At 42.8% G+C, this 17,220-nt stretch carries 12 protein-coding genes and 1 pseudogene; 10 read left to right on the top strand and 3 right to left on the bottom strand.

Features of this window, described 5'->3' with window-relative positions:
- The first annotated feature begins 56 nt into the window (after positions 1–56).
- Positions 57–1,292 (top strand): PepSY-associated TM helix domain-containing protein, encoded by a 1,236-nt coding sequence (locus IDJ75_RS03935; RefSeq protein WP_191174294.1) that lies wholly within the window; start codon positions 57–59, stop codon positions 1,290–1,292.
- 31 nt (positions 1,293–1,323) lie between these two features.
- On the opposite strand, the gene IDJ75_RS03930 is transcribed toward IDJ75_RS03935, so the two are convergent.
- Positions 1,324–3,699: a GAF domain-containing protein gene (locus IDJ75_RS03930; protein WP_191174293.1), complete on the bottom strand. Its 2,376-nt coding sequence runs from the start codon at positions 3,697–3,699 to the stop codon at positions 1,324–1,326.
- Positions 3,700–3,837: 138 nt separating this feature from the next.
- A complete protein-coding gene (locus tag IDJ75_RS03925) occupies positions 3,838–4,443 on the bottom strand; it encodes a phosphatase PAP2 family protein (RefSeq protein ID WP_191174292.1) in 606 nt (201 codons plus the stop codon).
- Between the two features lie 122 nt (positions 4,444–4,565).
- Here IDJ75_RS03925 and IDJ75_RS03920 point away from each other — a divergent pair, with 122 nt between their 5' ends.
- The 7 genes and pseudogenes from IDJ75_RS03920 to IDJ75_RS21450 all read left to right on the top strand — a co-directional run.
- The gene (locus tag IDJ75_RS03920) at positions 4,566–5,825 is read left to right on the top strand and encodes a Pycsar system effector family protein (RefSeq protein ID WP_191174291.1); all 1,260 of its coding nucleotides are present in this window, start codon (positions 4,566–4,568) and stop codon (positions 5,823–5,825) included.
- Positions 5,826–5,828: 3 nt separating this feature from the next.
- A complete protein-coding gene (ppk1, locus tag IDJ75_RS03915; RefSeq protein ID WP_191174290.1) occupies positions 5,829–7,871 on the top strand; it encodes a polyphosphate kinase 1 in 2,043 nt (680 codons plus the stop codon).
- On the top strand, positions 7,868–8,773 hold the full coding sequence (locus IDJ75_RS03910; protein WP_224746470.1) for an SdiA-regulated domain-containing protein: 906 nt from the start codon (positions 7,868–7,870) through the stop codon (positions 8,771–8,773). Before ppk1 ends, IDJ75_RS03910 begins: the two co-directional genes overlap by 4 nt.
- A gap of 26 nt (positions 8,774–8,799) precedes the next feature.
- Complete coding sequence (locus tag IDJ75_RS03905; RefSeq protein WP_191174289.1) at positions 8,800–11,367, top strand: BamA/TamA family outer membrane protein; 2,568 nt, start codon at positions 8,800–8,802, stop codon at positions 11,365–11,367.
- A gap of 223 nt (positions 11,368–11,590) precedes the next feature.
- The gene (locus IDJ75_RS03900; protein WP_191174288.1) at positions 11,591–11,905 is read left to right on the top strand and encodes a hypothetical protein; all 315 of its coding nucleotides are present in this window, start codon (positions 11,591–11,593) and stop codon (positions 11,903–11,905) included.
- 15 nt (positions 11,906–11,920) lie between these two features.
- Positions 11,921–14,494: a DUF5686 and carboxypeptidase-like regulatory domain-containing protein gene (locus tag IDJ75_RS03895; RefSeq protein ID WP_191174287.1), complete on the top strand. Its 2,574-nt coding sequence runs from the start codon at positions 11,921–11,923 to the stop codon at positions 14,492–14,494.
- Between the two features lie 47 nt (positions 14,495–14,541).
- Positions 14,542–14,823 (top strand): annotated as a pseudogene (locus IDJ75_RS21450) (MarR family transcriptional regulator); the annotation flags it as partial.
- On the opposite strand, the gene IDJ75_RS21445 reads toward IDJ75_RS21450, so the two are convergent.
- Positions 14,713–15,174, bottom strand: coding sequence for a DUF6608 family protein (locus IDJ75_RS21445; protein WP_394368090.1), 462 nt, complete (start codon positions 15,172–15,174; stop codon positions 14,713–14,715). The pseudogene IDJ75_RS21450 and the gene IDJ75_RS21445 sit on opposite strands and share 111 nt — an antisense overlap.
- Here IDJ75_RS21445 and IDJ75_RS03885 point away from each other — a divergent pair.
- Both IDJ75_RS03885 and IDJ75_RS03880 read left to right on the top strand, forming a co-directional pair.
- Positions 15,122–15,724 carry a TetR/AcrR family transcriptional regulator gene (locus IDJ75_RS03885; protein WP_191174285.1) on the top strand — a complete coding sequence of 201 codons (603 nt, stop codon included), beginning with the start codon at positions 15,122–15,124 and terminating at the stop codon, positions 15,722–15,724. The two genes, IDJ75_RS21445 and IDJ75_RS03885, sit on opposite strands and share 53 nt — an antisense overlap.
- Before the next feature lie 312 nt (positions 15,725–16,036).
- Positions 16,037–17,173 carry an efflux RND transporter periplasmic adaptor subunit gene (locus tag IDJ75_RS03880; RefSeq protein WP_191174284.1) on the top strand — a complete coding sequence of 379 codons (1,137 nt, stop codon included), beginning with the start codon at positions 16,037–16,039 and terminating at the stop codon, positions 17,171–17,173.
- The last annotated feature ends 47 nt before the right edge of the window (positions 17,174–17,220 follow it).

Raw genomic sequence — 17,220 nt, 5'->3', positions numbered from 1 at the left:
ACACTCAAAAAATAAACCGGGCTTGCCAAACAAGCCCGGTTTTATCATTAAAACGAATGAAAATATTCTTCCGCAACATTCACCTTTATTTAAGCCTTGCCGCGGGCGTTGTAATACTATGCTCATGCATTACAGGCACCATACTGGTTTTTGAAAAAGAAATAAACCACAGGCTTCATCCCGAACGTTATTACGTAACGCCAGGTGGCCAAAAGCTGCCATTACAGCAGTTGGTAAAAGGCGCTTTAAAACAGTTACCCAAAGCAAAACTGGCATCTGTAATGGTTTATAATGATGCGGAACGCTCGGTTGAAATTGGCGCCATAATACCCGAGAAAAAGAACAAAGCAGACAAAGGCATCAACAAAAAAGAAGCCCCTGCCGAAAAAGGCAAAACCGGCGATGTGAAGGATAAAAAACCGAAAGAAAACGCCCGTGCTAATATTACCATATTTGTAAACCCCTACACGGGCGAGCTTTTAGGCCAGTACAGCAAAAGGCAATCTTTTTTATTTACGGTAGAAATGCTGCACCGCTTTTTATTGGCTGGTAAAGATAGCGTTGGCGATACGGCAGTAGGCATCTCTACCCTGCTGTTCCTGTTTATATTAATTACCGGGGTAATTTTGTGGTGGCCAAAAACCAGGAACATTATGCGCCAGCGCCTTAAAATAAAGTTTAACGGTAGCGGCAAACGCCTAACACACGACCTGCATATTGTTACCGGCTTTTATACCTCCCTGTTCCTCATCGTAATTGTATTAACCGGGTTGGTTATGTCGTTTAAGTGGGCTAACAATGCCCTGTATGCCATAACGGGCTCAAAACAGCAAAAAGACGAAGCAAAAGCCCCCAAATCAAAGTACAAGGCCGGCTTAAAACCTTTAACGTTTGAGCAGGCGCTGGCAAGTGTTGGCGACAAAATAAAAACCGCCGAGTTTTACAGCATCCGCCCCCCACGTGATTCTGCAGGAACGTATAGCATCAATGTTTTAGAACAGGGCAAAACCGAGAACGCTTCTGACAGTTATAACTTAGATCAATACCAAGGCACCGTTGTAGCCGCCCAGTTATTTGCCGATAAAAGCCTGGGGCAGCGGGTGCGCTCATATGTTAAACCTGTACACACCGGCTCGGTTTATGGCTTGCCCACCAAGATAATCAGTTTTGTTATTTGCCTGCTGGCATGCATCTTCCCGGTTACAGGCGTAATGATGTGGTTAAACCGCATTAAAAAGAAAAAACCGGCGAGGAAAAAACTGATAAGGCATCCTCAACCGGCAACAGCTTAGTTATTACCTATTAAGTTACAGCTGGAATATATTATATAGATATAGTTTTTGCCTGCTGTTGCATTTCGGTATAGGTAAAGAATTTACGCACCGGCAAACTGGTATTATAACGGATGCGCACGCGCAACGCCTTTAAACCCGATACACCCTGCAAATCCTCTACGTCAAGCATTTCAATCTCGTCTTCAAGCATTTTTTGGGTTTGCAGGAAACGGATATAGTTTTTGTATTCTACCTCTTCATCGTGGTTAGAATACACAATTGTGAGCTTACCAATGGCAGTTAAACGCTCGGTAGTGTTTTTAATAACGGCTTTATCAATACGTTTTTTTACGATCTCGAACCGGGCGTTATACGTACCATCTACATCAAACCTTTTCTCATCCATCCTAAAGCGGATAGACATAGGCAGACTGAAGGCCAATATCAACGAGGTAACATCAAGCGCGTATGGCAGGTATGGCTTTAGGTAATGGTGTTCAAGTTCCATCTCGCACAACACCTGTAATTGCCAAAGGCGCAAGTTGTATAAATAGGATATATCAAAGTTTTTTGCAGGGGCTATGGTTGCACCTATATACAGGTTATGTTCTATTCCATCGGTTTTAAAACGCTCATAATAATGAGGGAACACCTCCTGCGCCTGCACCTGTGCCCTATCAAGCAGCAGGGCCATTTTTTCGTTGATCATGGCAACCGTGGTTTCATACTTACGGCGGTTTTGATGAAAATCGCCCTCTTTACCTGCCTGTGTAAGATATTTTTCTATAGCAGTTTTGGTTTTTACCGGCAAATCATCCGTTTCTTTTAATAATGGATGGATGTGCAGTTCTAAATAGTTTTGGATCTGCTGCTCGGTGTCGGCCCGTAACGCGCTTTGTACATCCATTACATACTCCTGCAGGTTGCGTACATGCTGCTCGGCATCACTGTCCTTATTACTGAGGTGTAATTGTTCAATAATGGGTATGAGTGCTGTTAATTGCTCTTGCAAATCGAGTTGCACACTCTTATTCCGTGTATCTGATGAACCCTTTATATCAATTTGCCCATAAAGCGGGAATACATCATGAAAGGTTACCTCTTTTAAAGCATAATCTTTCTTTAATCCGCGATACTGGAGGAATTTTACCGCCTCTTTTTTAAACTTCCAGTAAACGCTTGGGTGTATGGTTGTGTATTCGTTTTGAATAACTGCCTGTATCTGGTTTTGGATGTTACTATACTGCTTGTCAATGGTATCGGTAATATAGGGCAATACGTTTTCCAGTTGGTTTGCATTAATACTGTTCAGTTCGCCTACGTTGTTTGATACCAGTTCAATAATGCCCAACAAATGTCCGTTCTTTACAATGGGTGCCAGTATCATACTTTTTATACCCTGTTCTAAAAAGCGCTGTGCCATTACATTATCAGGTTCGGCCTGCAAATATTTAGCTACATCTGATATAGCGAAATAAGTTTTTTCCTGAACCAATTTGCTTAATGATCGTGTACAAAGCGTATCGAAACATTCTTCTTCTACATGATCGGGCAGCAGGTAACTTTTAAGGTTAGGGTTAAATGTAGCTATAGAAAAGGTGTTCTCGGCGTCGTTAAATGATGTGAACCCTATATTGAGGTTAGGAAGCTTATATATAGAGCGGAAAACATCTAAAAATTTACCTTCTAAATTATTGCCGTATGTAGCGCCAAGCAAAGTTCCTTTTAATGACGATACCGCATTCTCAACAGTAGCATCAAACAGGGTTAATATGGCAAATCCTTTTAGTGTCCAGCTATCCTTAGGGAAATATTTTTTCCACAGGCTAAGGTCGTCATAATTATCGCGCAGCAGTTCAATATCTTCCGCAGTAAGTACGGGTGCGCCGGGTGTTGGCACCAGATCCATAAAATCCGCGTTATATAAAATACGGTAATGCTTTATCACACCTTTGGCATCGGGTATATCATAGAACCAGGGCCTCGAAAAATTAAAATCGGTGCCATAAAACTCGTTCATAATAATACAGCAACTGCTCACATATATTTGGTGCTCGGTAAAATCCCTGATGTTAATATCAAATGCCGACCCGGCAGCCGCTATAATATTTTGCAGGCGCTGTGTTTGGTTAAACAGCACATCCTGAAAAGGCACCGAGATAGCTTTGATCTCGTTAAGGGTAAGCGCTTCGGGAAATATATCCCCGGTTAAACGTTTAATAATGCCTGCATGTTTAATGATCTGGTCGGTATCGGTAATACCTTCTCTCAGTTCGGGGTAAGGCTCAATCTCGTCCAGAATTTCTTGCGCCAAGGCAGATCGCATTCCGTCTTTTAAAGCGGCCTGTTCTTCTAAACGCTGTATCAATACATGGAATGATATACGTATCTGGAAAGGACTATCTGCAAATGGCTTAAAATTCATGAGTTGCTTACAAGGCGCCTTATTAGCACCATCAAATTCATCACAAATTTAAATATTATATCAACCTAACGGTATATTTATATATTGTTTATGACTGTTGCGTAAAAAAAGTCAGTTAAGTTTACTTTTAAATGGCGGTTATCGTTTTAAAGGCTGTAGTAATAAGGCAGTTCCGGTACCCAAAGCTATTCCTGCTGCCACATCGCTTGGGTAATGTACACCAAGGTACATGCGCGAATAGCTTGTTGCACCCGCCCATAAAAACGCGGGCGCTATTACATACCACTTTGGGTACGCGCTTGACAATGCTGTTGCCGTTGAAAAAGTGGTAGACGAATGCCCGGAAGGGAATGATGTACTCCCCGCCCGGTAAACGGGTATTATATTTATATTTTGCACAAATGGGCGCGGGCGTTTAACCAGGTGCTTTATTAATAAAGTAAGGCCGTAAGTAATAGCGGTACTGCTGGCTACATAAAGCGAATTTTCGCGCATTTGCCTGTCGTTGCGTATAATGCCCCCTACAAGCAGGGCGGCAGGTACGCCTATATCCCCATACATGTAATTACGCGATAAAAAAAGAGCCACCTCTGTTTGGGCCGGAGTACGGTTCTCGGCCAGGTTAATCATCACTCTGTCATCAAACTGTTGAATTTGAGATTGAGCTTTTACATTCTGCACATACGTAATAAACTGTATAACAGCCAAAAACAACAGTAAGTATTTATTGCAGACTAACTTCATAAGGTGCAGCTAATTATTAATTTTTATATTTATACCAAAGTAACTCAAATTTACGGTTCATAGGGTCAAGCACGGGTATAAAAAAGTGTTGGGCTTTACATTTGCTTATCTAAATACACATCATGAATTACCCCGAATTACTTCGCCATATAAGGGAATACGCATTAGCATATTATAAAACGCATGCCAATGACAAGCTAATATACCACGACAAGGGACATACCGAAGATATGGTTGCTGCTGCCATGCAAATTGGCAACCATTACCAGCTTAATGACCGCGATTTTTTTATTGTACAAGCTGCTGCGTGGTTTCATGACCTGGGTTATATGGTTGATATTGCACACCACGAAGCCCAAAGCGCTGTACTGGCTCTAAACTTTTTGCAAAAGCACAATGCAAACGATGAAGATATTGATGCAATAAAAGGCTGTATACTGGCTACCCAAATGCCGCAAAAACCAGTTACCCTGCTGGATAAGATAATTTGTGATGCAGACCTTTTTCATTTAGGCACCGATGACTTTTTTAAAAAGGACAAACAGCTTTTAAAAGAAATTAACGCCCTGTACCATAAAGACCTGAGCAAACTGGAGTGGCGCCGCAAAAGCATCCACTTTTTAGAGGAGCACCACTACCATACCGATTACTGCCAGTTGCTTTTGAACAGCGGAAAAGAAGCCAACATCCAAACATTAAAAAACAAAATAGCCGCTGCCGAAAAAAAGGCGGAAGATAAAGCGGAAGAAAAACATACCGAGACCATGCAAGAAACAGCAATAACCACCGTTGACGACGATTCTGCAAAACCGGAAAAAGACGGTAAAAAAAAGAAAGCCGACCGCCCTGATAAAGGTATCGAAACCATGTTTCGGATCAGTAGCAGCAACCACCAGCGACTGAGCGACATGGCCGATAACAAGGCTCATATTATGATAACGGTTAACTCCATTATCCTGTCGGCGGTGATCAGTTTATTGTTGCGTAAACTAACCGATTACGAATATTTAACCATTCCTACATTTATACTTTTATCAATCAGCCTGCTGGCCATGACCTTCTCTATCCTGGCTACCCGTCCCTCTATTCCAACCGGGATATTTAAGCGGGCAGATGTGGATGAACGCCGCGTTAACCTCCTGTTCTTTGGTAATTTTTACAAAATGCCACTTGAGGATTACACCTACGGCATGGTAAAAATGATGGAAGACAAAGAGTTTTTGTACGGTAGTTTAATAAAAGATGTGTACGCGCAGGGGGTTGTATTAGGTAAAAAATACCGCTTACTGCGCATTGCTTATAACATATTTATGTTTGGGCTTATTGCCGCTGTGCTGGCATTTATTATTGCTTCGGCATTGTACAGTAAAGGCCATAAATAAATTATGCTGAACGCTATATATTTTAACCGGGATATTAGCTGGCTGAGCTTTAATGGCCGTGTGCTGGAAGAAGCAGCCTCTGTATCTGTACCTTTAATAGAACGCATCAGGTTCCTGTCTATCTACTCTTCCAACCTTGATGAGTTTTACCGGGTGCGTATCCCCGTACTCAAAGCCTTGAAAAACATCGGCAAAAAAAGCGATGAGATCGATGCCGACGAGCAGGACAACATTTTGCAGCAGGCTACCAAAACCGTTTTGCAGCAACAAAAGCGTTTTGGAGAGATCCTGACCAAAGAGCTTATCCCTGAATTAAAGGCCAATAAAATAACGCTGCTTTACAACGGCGAGCTGCCCTCTGCCTTAGAAAAAGAACTCACCGATTATTTCCTGGCAGAAGTGCTTGCTTTTTTACAGCCCGTTGTTTTGAATGAGGACACTACCTTCTTCCCCGAAAACAATAAGTTGTACTTTGTTATACAGCTGCGCGATGCAGTTGAAGAAAAGATGGTCTTGTTAAACATCCCGTCGGACGAGTTACCGCGGTTTTACAGTACAAAATGCGAGGGGGAGCAGTTCATTTGTTTTTTGGATGATATTATCCGCTTTAACCTGGATAAGCTTTTTAAAACATCCACAATTGAAGGCTGTTACAGTATCAAGATAACCCGCGATGCCGAACTTGATTTGAAGGACGAATACCCCGGCGAGTTATCTGAGCAGATAGAAAAACAATTGCAAAAGCGCGATAACGGCCTGGCCACACGTTTTTTGCACCAGGCCGATCTGCCGCTACGCCTACTGCAATTGGTTATCCAACACCTTGGCCTGCAAAACGCGGGCACCGTAGAAGGCGGCAGGTACCATAATCTGAAAGATTTTTACAGCTTACCCGTAAACACCCCTGCCCTGCTATATGATAAATGGCCGGCTATAAATTTACCTGTACCTAATAATGAGCCTTTAGTTGCTACTATGGCTAAAGGCGATCTGCTGGTGAATACGCCTTATCAATCGTACCATACCATACTGCGTTTTTTTAACGAGGCTGCCAACAACCCCGATGTTGAAGAAATAAACGTTACACTTTACCGTGTGGCAAGCGATTCGAAAATTGTGAACGCCCTGATAAGCGCTGCCAAAAACGGCAAAAAGGTTAAAGTGGTGGTTGAGTTAAAGGCCCGTTTTGACGAAGCCAACAACCTTAAGTGGGCAAAAAAGATGAAGAACGCCGGTGTGCAGATCATCTACAGTGTAACCGCTTTAAAGGTACACGCCAAAATAGCGCTGGTTAAAACCCGCAACGGCGATAGAATAACTTACTCGGGTTTGTTGGCCACAGGTAACTTTAACGAGGGCACCGCCAGGTTTTATACCGACCACATATTGCTGACCACCAACCCCCATATTTTGCGCGAGGTGGAACTGTTATTTATCTTTTTGGCTAAACGCGAAAAACCATCGCCAAAAACACAAATAGATTTTAAACACCTGCTGGTAGCCGGCTTTAACCTGCAAACCGACTTTTTAAGCCTGATAGATCGCGAAATAAAACTCGCTAAACAAGGCCAATCTGCTTCCATCATCATTAAAATGAACAACCTGGAAGAGCGGGTGATGATAGATAAACTTTACGAGGCATCACAGGCGGGAGTAAATATCCAATTGATCATCCGGGGAATCTGCTGCCTGGTGCCGGGTGTGGCAGGCCTTAGCGAAAACATTATCATTAAACGCATTGTTGACCGCTACCTGGAGCATGGGCGTATATTTATCTTCAATAATAATGGCGATCCCGAAATATTTATGGGATCGGCTGATTGGATGAACCGGAACATTTACCACCGCATAGAGGTTTGCTTCCCGGTGTATGATACGGCCATCAAACAACAAATAACCGCATTAATTAATTTACAACTAAGTGATAATGCACAAGCCGTGGCAATTGACCAGCACCTTAACCAAATTAAGCCACAGATAACCGGCGAAGCCGTTCAATCGCAAAAGGCCATTTATCAATATTTAAACCTCGACAGGATAATATGAAAAATATAAAAACAGCCATCATCTTCTCCTTATTATGTATAGGCATTGTGGGCACATCATGCAGCCAGGGTAAAAAGAAAAATGCCGACGGTAAAAAAGCATCGCATGGTAAAAAAGCTACGGTTAGCAGTGCAAGCCCGGCAGGTTATGATCTTAGCAACCCGGTAAAATATGATATGCCGACAGAACTACTGGAGATCTCGGGCATTGCCTTTAACAACGGTGACGCAAGCACCATTTATGCCGAGCAGGACGAGGAAGGCAAGATCTTTTACTTCCGCCCCGGCGATAGTAAGGTTAGCCACGCCAAATTTGGCAAAGCCGGCGATTATGAGGATGTGGCCATATTAAACAACCAGGCAGTTATGCTACGCAGTGATGGCAGTTTGTTCAGTTTCCCGTTAACAGAAGTTAAGGCCGGGCAAATAAACAACGTAAAAGAATTTAAGAAAATATTACCAACAGGCGAATACGAAGGCCTGCATGCCGACGGCGGCAAACTATACGCGCTTTGCAAACAATGCGCCGGTAAAGATCATAACAAAGAGTGCAACGGCTATATATTTAATTTAGCTGCTGATGGCACCATTACCCAAAGCGGTACCTTTACTATTGATGTACAGAAAATATCTGCATTAATTGGCAAGGGCAAGCTCAGGTTCCATCCATCTGCCCTGGCTAAAAACCCGTTAACAAAGCAATGGTATATACTCTCATCAGTAAACAAATTAATTGTTGTGCTTGATGAGCAATGGAAAGTATTACAGGCCTACCCTATCAGTGGCAAAACATTTTTACAGCCCGAAGGAATGGCTTTCGACAAACAGGGCAACCTGTATATCTCAAACGAAGGCGATAAAGTAACGAATGGTAATATCCTGCTGTTTAAGTATAACCGTTAATTATTAACTCCTAAAAACCCTATCCGATGCTTAAAAAGCTACTTATTACAACTATAACGCTGCCGGTGGCAGTATTATGCACCTACGCACAGGCACCTGCCCCAAAAGCTATATTTCGCGATAGTGTGGTGGTAAAGGTACACCCCAGGTATGATAAGGTTGGCGGCGTGCACCGCTGGTTTTTTGGCAATAATTACCGTAAGGAATGGGCCACCGCTGTAAAACTGCCGATTATCCGCATCTCTGAAATTTACGGTGGTTTAACACCCGAAAAAGAAGGAGGCGGTATGCAGTCGAAGTCACTACGTCTTAAAGATAAAAGCGGCAGGGAATGGGTGATCCGCAGTGTGGAGAAAACCCCCGATAAGCTTTTGCCCGAAGCCCTGCGCGAAACCTTCGCAGTGGATTGGCTTGATGATGCCTTAAGCGGGCAGCATCCTTTTTCGGCGTTGGTTGTACCACCGCTGGCTGATGCCGCGCGTGTGCCCCATGCCAACCCGGTTATTGGTGTTGTAGCAGATGATGAAGCACTTGGTGAATATCGCAAAGTATTTGCCAACCTGGTTTGCCTGCTGGAAGAGCGCGAACCTATAGGCAATTCTGACAACTCCATAAAAATGCTGGCGAACCTGGTAAAGGACAACGACAATACCTTTGATGGCGAAGCCTTTTTACGCGCCCGCCTGCTCGATTTTTTAATTGGCGACTGGGACCGCCACGAAGACCAATGGCGCTGGGCCGAAACCAAAACAAAAAAGGGAAAAGCTTATTTAGGCGTACCCCGCGACCGCGACCAGGTATTTCACCTGGAGGAGGGACTGTTTCCGGATATAGCCGCATTACCATATATTAACCCCGTACTGGGCGATTTTACGGCTAAACCGAATTACAAATACGGCATATACAAAACCCGCTTTATAAACCCTTATGCAAATGCGCAGATGAGCCACGAGCAATGGATGCGCGTAACCCATGAATTTGTAGCTGCAGAAAACGACCAGGTTTTAGAAGCCAGCCTACGCCTATTGCCCGGCGACACATACAAAATGGGGCACGATGTTTTACTGGCTAAACTAAAGGCCCGCCGCGATGCCTTACCCGAAGCTATGGATAAATACTACCGTTTAATTTATCGCTACGCGGATATTCGCCTGAGCGACAAAAACGAAAAGGTAGTAATTACAGGCCTGCCCGATAGCAGCCTGTTGGTGCAGGTAAATAAAATAAACAAAGACGGCGAGGTGAAGGATACCATCCTATCTGTAGCCTATAGCCCCAAATACACAAAAGAAATAAGGCTATACACCTCTGCCGGGGATGACAACATTGCCATCAACAATACTACCTCTCCTGTAAATTTAAGGTTGGTAGGCAGCGGCGGTACCAAGGTTTACAATGTAACACAATCGGCCAATAAAGTGCGGGTTTACGATACTAAAGACGTGAAATTTGAAGGCATGGCCAATAGGTTAAGCAAACACCTTAGCGCCGATACAAACAACACGCGTTTTGTGCCTACCAACCCATACAATATATGGATGCCGCTTGCAACCGCAGCCATCAATGCCGATGACGGCTTTTTGCTGGGCCTTGGGTTTAAATACACAAAAAACGATGGTTTCCGCAAATTGCCGTACACCAGTTCGCAGCAATTGATGCTTACACATGCCTTTGGTACCGATGCCTTCCGTATAAAATATAACGGCGAATGGATCCAGGCTATTGGCAAAGCCGATTTCACGCTTCAGGTTTTCGCACAGGCGCCTGATAACACCGTAAACTTTTTTGGGCTGGGTAATAACACCGTTTTAAATAAACAACAACCCAATTACCGCAGGTATTACCGTACCCGCTTTGATACCTACCAGGTTGACCCTGCCCTGCGCTGGCATACCGGCAAAGGCAGCACCATCAGCGCAGGCCCATCGTTTCAGTATTACCGGTTAGACCTGGACGATAACGTAGGCAGGCTAATCAGCCATAGTTCGCTTATTGGCTCGTACGATAGCCTGACAGTTAACAAGGACAAGGCGCATTTGGGTTTGATGGTAAACTTTAACAGCAACAAGCGTATTGGCGGCATTTTGCCAACCGGCGGTTATTATATCAATATATCACTGCAAGGCTATAAAGGCTTAAATAATTTCTCGGAAGATTTTATGCAGATAAGACCTGAGTTTACCTTTTACCAAAAATTAACCCATAATGGTTCAGTTGTACTATCAGACCGTATTGGTGGTGGCGTAAGCGTTGGCAAACCCGCTTTTTACCAGTCGATGTTTTTAGGTGGGCAGGGTAATTTGCTGGGTTATCTGCAGTATCGTTTCGCAGGTAAAAACATGGTTTACAATAACCTGCAAGGCCGGGTTAAACTGTTTAATATTGCCAGTTACATTATCCCCGGCCAGTTGGGCTTAAGCGGGTTTTATGATACCGGCCGCGTTTGGGCCGATGGAGAAAAATCTGACAAATGGCACCATGGCGTTGGTGGTGGCTTGTACTTTTCGCCGGCCAGCTTAACAATTTTACAGGTATTAGCAGGCCATTCTGAAGAGGGCTGGTATCCTTATGTGTCACTAAACTTCAGGATCTAACCTACTGACCGAAGCCCCTTTCGCAGAATAAACACAAACTTTTGTGTAGCTTTTACACTATTTAATTTTCCGCTAATTTTAGCTATAAATTGGTGTGGAAAAGTATGCGTTTGTCATAACAGTATATTTAAATCTGACTTTTGTCATAAAAAAGTTAAATAGTAAATTTAGTTGACTAAAGTAGTCAACTTGGTTTACATTTGTACTGTTATTATCGCAAACAATGAAAACGCTATCACTACCTCAGCCAAACATCAGTGCTCTTTTTAAAAGAAACACTAACCATACCGCTGTTCCTCAAAAAAATATTTCTACATCAACTGCCGGTACGCCGCACAAGCATACGATGTCTGCCGGCGAATACATCATCAATGTTTTGGGCGAAGGTTTTAAGCAAAATTTTTTAGGTGCAGATATTAACATGGAGTTTTTAACGCTGAGTGTTCGCAGCTATGCAACATCAACTGTTAAGGCACTTCGCAAACTGGTAGTTAAACCTGCCGCAAAACAACAAAAAACTAACACAGCCTCTATCTAATATCACACGCTTATAATGAAACGTTTACTCACTCCCCTTTATAATAAAAGCATCTTAATGATGCTTATACTGTTTACGTCGTTTACGACGCTGCACGCGCAAACTATTGTGCGTGGTATTGTTACCGATGCTAAAACAAAAGAAGCCATGCCATACGTAACGGTATCATTTGCCGGTACAACACAAGGCATCAGCACAAACGGCCAGGGCCGCTATACTTTATCAACTACTGATAATACTGTTACGCAAATCAAGGCATCATTTGTTGGTTACCGTACCGCTGTTCGTAACATTACCCAGGGCCAGGATCAAACCATCAACATTGCCTTGGCAGAGAACAGCCAGGCGTTAAGCGAAGTGGTAATACGCTCTGGCAAGAAGAAAAAATACACCAATAAAAACAATCCTGCTGTCGAGCTTATCCGCCAGGTTATTGCCCATAAAGCACAAAACCAGGTAGAGAACTATAACTATGCCGAGTACAAACAGTACGAACGCATGAACTTCTCTTTAAGTAACCTGAGCGATAAATTCCGCAACAAAAAGATCTTTAAAAATTATCAGTTCCTGTTTCGTGAGCAGGATTCTACTGCTATAGGTGGTAAAACCTTACTACCCATGTACCAGGAAGAGAAAATGTCTGATAATTACTTCCGTAAAGACCCATACGCCAAAAAGCAGATCATCACTGCTAACAAGCAGGTAAAATATGACGAGAACTTTGTAGATAATCAGGGCCTTACCGCTTACTTTAACCGCATGTATCAGGATATTAATATCTATGATAACAATGTATCGTTATTAAGTAACCAGTTGCTAAGCCCAATTGCCAACAGCTCGCCCGAGTTTTACAAATTCTTTATTACCGATACCCTTAAAGATGTAAAACCAAACCTTATTGAGCTTAGCTTTACACCGCGTAATACAAACAACCTGTTGTTTGAAGGAAAGATCTATATCACTATGGATGGTAACTACGCCGTGCAAAACGCGATGCTTACCGTTAACAAAAACATCAACTTAAACTTTGTGCGCCAGATGCAGGCCAACCTGTCGTTCGAGAAGAACAACGATGGCCGTTACCACCTGAGCCAAAGCGACCTGAAGATAGAGTTCGGTATCAACAAAAATAAAGGTGGTGGTATATATGGCGAACGCCTGGTAAGCATCAGCAATTTTGTTATAAACAATGCGCGCACTAACGATACTTACAAAGGCCCGGCACAGGTTGTTGCTTTAAACGCCGAAGATAAAGACGACACCTACTGGCAAATGACCCGCCCTGATACACTGGACGCGGCATCGGCAAGTATTTATAAGAACATAGATAGCCTGCAAACCATCCCATCGTTCAAAAAAACAATGGATATTGCCACGCTGGTGCTGGCCGGTTACAAAAATTTTGGCGCCTTTGAATTAGGCCCGGCCAATACATTTTACAGCTTTAACCCGGTAGAAGGTTTCCGCGTACGTATTGGCGGCCGTACTACTCCTACCCTGAGCAAACGCTATTATTTTGAAACTTACGGTGCTTACGGTACCCGCGATGAAAAATTTAAATACTTTTTAAGCAGTACTTACTCACTTAACAATAAATCTATCTACTCGTTCCCGCAAAACTATATCCGCGCAAGTTTCCAGCACGATACCAAAATACCGGGCCAGGAGCTTCAGTTTGTACAGGAGAGTAACTTCCTGTTGTCATTTAAACGTGGCGCAAACGATATCTGGTTATACAATGATATCTTCAGGTTAGATTATGTTCACGAGTTTACCAATCACCTGTCGTACTCGTTAGGTTTCAAAAAATGGAACCAAACACCTGCCGGTGCCTTACTTTACCAGAATTTGTTGCCAAACGGCAGTTTAAACAATGTTAACCTGATCCAAACATCAGAGTTATCGGCACAGTTACGCTGGGCGCCACACGAGAAATTTTACCAGGGCAAACTGTACCGCACACCAATACCTGACAAGTACCCTATTTTTACCCTTAACTATACCCAGGGAGTTAAAGGGCTGTTAGGTGGCGAGTACAATTACCAGAACGTTGTAGGTAATATTAACAAACGTTTTTATCTGTCGCAGTTTGGCTTTACCGATGTAACTACCGAAGGCGGTTATCTGTTTGGCAAGGTGCCTTTCCCTTTACTGGATATACACCACGCCAACCAAACGTATGCGTTCCAGCTGCAATCGTACAACTTAATGAACTTCCAGGAGTTTGTGAGCGACCATTACGCCAGCATTGCTGTTGACCATAATTTTAACGGCTTTATATTTAACCGTATCCCGTTGTTAAAAAGATTAAAATTACGTGAGATCATCGACGTAAAAAGCCTTTGGGGCGGTGTACGTAAAGAGAACGACCCCGCTAACGACCCATCACTGTTGCGCTTTCCGGGCAGTGTAGGTGCAAACGGTGCCGGTACTTATGCCTTAGGTTCTACCCCTTATGTTGAAGGTAGCGTGGGTGTAGGTAACATATTTAAACTGTTGCGGATTGATTATGTAAGGCGTTTTACTTACCTGGATCACCCGGGTGCGCCACGCAGCGGTATCAGGTTCTTTGTGAAATTTGATTTTTAATTTATATTCGTAAACCAGGCATTAATTTACTTGTTAAATTTTGTATCATGAACAGTTGTGAATTAACAGAAGAAACAAAAAAGGTTGCCCCAAAGCTGGTGTACCTGCTTAAGCGCCTTTTAGACGAGTGGATGGGTAAAAAGCTGTGCCGTATAGATCAGCCTGGATTTAACAGCGCGCACCTGCCCTTGTTTATGAGCATTGGCAAAACCGGCATATCAAATAACGAGCTTGCCGCAAAAATGAATGTTACCAAACAGGGCGCAAGCAAAATTGTAAAAGAACTGGAAGCCATTAACATGGTTACCAGTGTAAAAAGCCCCGATGATGCCCGTGTTGTTATGCTGCACTTTACTCCTGAAGGCGAAGCCTTTTACCACAACCTTAAAAACCAGGTAATGGAACTTGAAACCCAGTATAAAAAGGTGGTAGGGACAAAAAATTACGAAATTGCTATTGAGGTAATGTTGAAGCTTGTACAGTTTCATGAAGAAAACAACTGCATCGAGTAAAATTGATAAAATAATTAAAGATTTATTGAGTAAATGACAATAGGATGAAACGGTTAGTTCAAATCCTTTATACATTTGCTTAACACTGTTAAATAATCTAATAGTAGTAAATAAAATGGCCAGTAAGGATAGGATATTACGATTGAAAGAGGAAACCCGGGTGAACATCCTGGAGGCCGCTTTACAAATTGTTAAGGAAGAAGGATGGCAGGCGTTGAGTATGCGTAAAATAGCGGATGTGATTGAATACACTGCCCCTATTATTTATGAATATTTTGCCAGCAAAGAGGCCATATTATTAGAGCTAAACCGCCAGGGTTATTTAAAATTATCAAAACAACTACAGGAAGCTAAGGATAAGCATACATCACCGGCTGATCAGCTGGAGGAAATGTGGCTTACCTACTGGAACTTCGCGTTTGCAAATAAAGAGCTTTACCAGGGTATGTTTGGCATTACAACCAGTTGTGCCTGCAAAATGGTTAATGAATTACCCGAAGCAGGATTACCATGGGATATTATTACCGGTTCAATTGGCGACCTGATGAATATACAGGACATGGAGTCGGATATTATTTGTACCAAATATTATACTTTTTGGTCGGTGGTACATGGGTTGGTATCAATCAATCTGTTAGACCGCGGCGACTCAGACAAAATAAACAGGCAGGTATTAAGGGACGCTATTACCGGTATTATAAAGTCAATAACCCCTTAATTTTTAAAGGCGTTTAAACATTGCTGATTTATTTGGCAGTATAAACAAACTCAAATTCTTAAAACTCACAGCTTATGAAAACTATCATCACTCCTTTAACCAGGCACTTAACAGTGTTAAATAATCTACCAATGTTAATAACTTTTTATTTTTGCCATTAGCTACGGTGATATGCGCAATAAAACCGAACATATCTATATCGAATAAATACTTACAATAATGTACAATACAACGAAAACAAACGACACCATATATATAAACAGCTTACGGGCCGCACTAACTCCCATTAACTCACCCTCAAAATTGATCATCATGAAAATTATCTTAGCAGCGATCATCGCCATATCATTATTCAGTTGCTCGCCAAAGCCGCAAACGGCACAGGCTCCCCCCCCACCGGCACTACCTGTGGCAGCAGTAGTAGCAGGTAACCAAACTACTTACCAGGAATACCCTGCATCTGTAGAAGGTACCGTAAACGTTGAAGTTCGCCCGCAGGTTAGCGGTAGTTTAGATAAAGTATTTGTAGACGAAGGCGCTTTTATAACCGCCGGTTCGCCAATATTTAAAATAAACGACCAACCTTACCGTGCTGCTTTAAACAATGCATTAGCAAGTTTACATGCAGCCGAGGCCGCACAAGGCAACGCTCAGATTGAAGTTGACAAATTAACCCCGCTTGTTGCCAACAAAGTAGTATCAGACTACCAGTTAAAAACAGCGAAAGCCGCCTACCAGGTTGCAAAGGCCAATATCGAATCGGCTAAAGCAAACGTGGCAACCGCCCAAATCAACTTAGGTTATACTTTAATTAAAGCACCGGTTAGCGGTTATATTGGTCGCCTGTTAAAAAAACAAGGAAGCCTGGTTACTCCGCAGGATGTTGAAGCTTTAACCCAGTTATCTGATGTGCACGATGTACATGTTTACTTTGCCCTTGGCGAAAAGGATTTTGTAAACTTTAAAGAACAATACCCGGGCGAAACTATCAAAGACAAACTTAAACGCCTGCCATCAGTATCATTACTTTTAGCCGATGGTAGCGAATATGCCAAACAGGGTAAAATTGATGTGATTGATGGTCAGTTTGATAAAAACACCGGTGCTATCACTGTAAGGGCAACCTTTGCAAACCCTAACGGCCTGTTACGTTCTGGCAACACCGGTAAAGTACGTTTAAGCCTGCAACACGATAACGCTTTAATAGTTCCACAATCAGCCACGGTTGAAATGCAGGATAAGGTATTTGTATACGCCCTTGCCGATAGCAATAAGGTTAAAAAGTTACCCATCACTATCATCGGTACAAGCGGTGCAAACTACCTGGTTAAAGACGGTGTAAAAGCCGGCGACCAGATTGTACTAAGCGGTATGGACAAATTACAGGAAGGTACTGTTATTGCCCCTCAAAAAACGGTTGATAAAGTTGCTGCTGTAGCCAAAAACTAATTCTTTATAAGATTCAAGAACTCAAGAGTCAAGAATCAAGATATAGA

Source organism: Mucilaginibacter rigui (genome assembly GCF_014773275.1).
GTDB classification, from domain to species: domain Bacteria; phylum Bacteroidota; class Bacteroidia; order Sphingobacteriales; family Sphingobacteriaceae; genus Mucilaginibacter; species Mucilaginibacter rigui_A.
Note: the sequence above shows the minus strand (reverse complement) of the source record. Positions and strands in the feature narration are given on the sequence as shown.

Coding starts and splice junctions, on each gene's coding strand:
- IDJ75_RS03935 (WP_191174294.1), top strand. CDS start 57: ATGAAAATATTCTTCCGCAACATTCACCTTTATTTAAGCCTTGCCGCG.
- IDJ75_RS03930 (WP_191174293.1), bottom strand. CDS start 3,699: ATGAATTTTAAGCCATTTGCAGATAGTCCTTTCCAGATACGTATATCA.
- IDJ75_RS03925 (WP_191174292.1), bottom strand. CDS start 4,443: ATGAAGTTAGTCTGCAATAAATACTTACTGTTGTTTTTGGCTGTTATA.
- IDJ75_RS03920 (WP_191174291.1), top strand. CDS start 4,566: ATGAATTACCCCGAATTACTTCGCCATATAAGGGAATACGCATTAGCA.
- ppk1 (WP_191174290.1), top strand. CDS start 5,829: ATGCTGAACGCTATATATTTTAACCGGGATATTAGCTGGCTGAGCTTT.
- IDJ75_RS03910 (WP_224746470.1), top strand. CDS start 7,868: ATGAAAAATATAAAAACAGCCATCATCTTCTCCTTATTATGTATAGGC.
- IDJ75_RS03905 (WP_191174289.1), top strand. CDS start 8,800: ATGCTTAAAAAGCTACTTATTACAACTATAACGCTGCCGGTGGCAGTA.
- IDJ75_RS03900 (WP_191174288.1), top strand. CDS start 11,591: ATGAAAACGCTATCACTACCTCAGCCAAACATCAGTGCTCTTTTTAAA.
- IDJ75_RS03895 (WP_191174287.1), top strand. CDS start 11,921: ATGAAACGTTTACTCACTCCCCTTTATAATAAAAGCATCTTAATGATG.
- IDJ75_RS03885 (WP_191174285.1), top strand. CDS start 15,122: ATGGCCAGTAAGGATAGGATATTACGATTGAAAGAGGAAACCCGGGTG.
- IDJ75_RS21445 (WP_394368090.1), bottom strand. CDS start 15,174: ATGTTCACCCGGGTTTCCTCTTTCAATCGTAATATCCTATCCTTACTG.
- IDJ75_RS03880 (WP_191174284.1), top strand. CDS start 16,037: ATGAAAATTATCTTAGCAGCGATCATCGCCATATCATTATTCAGTTGC.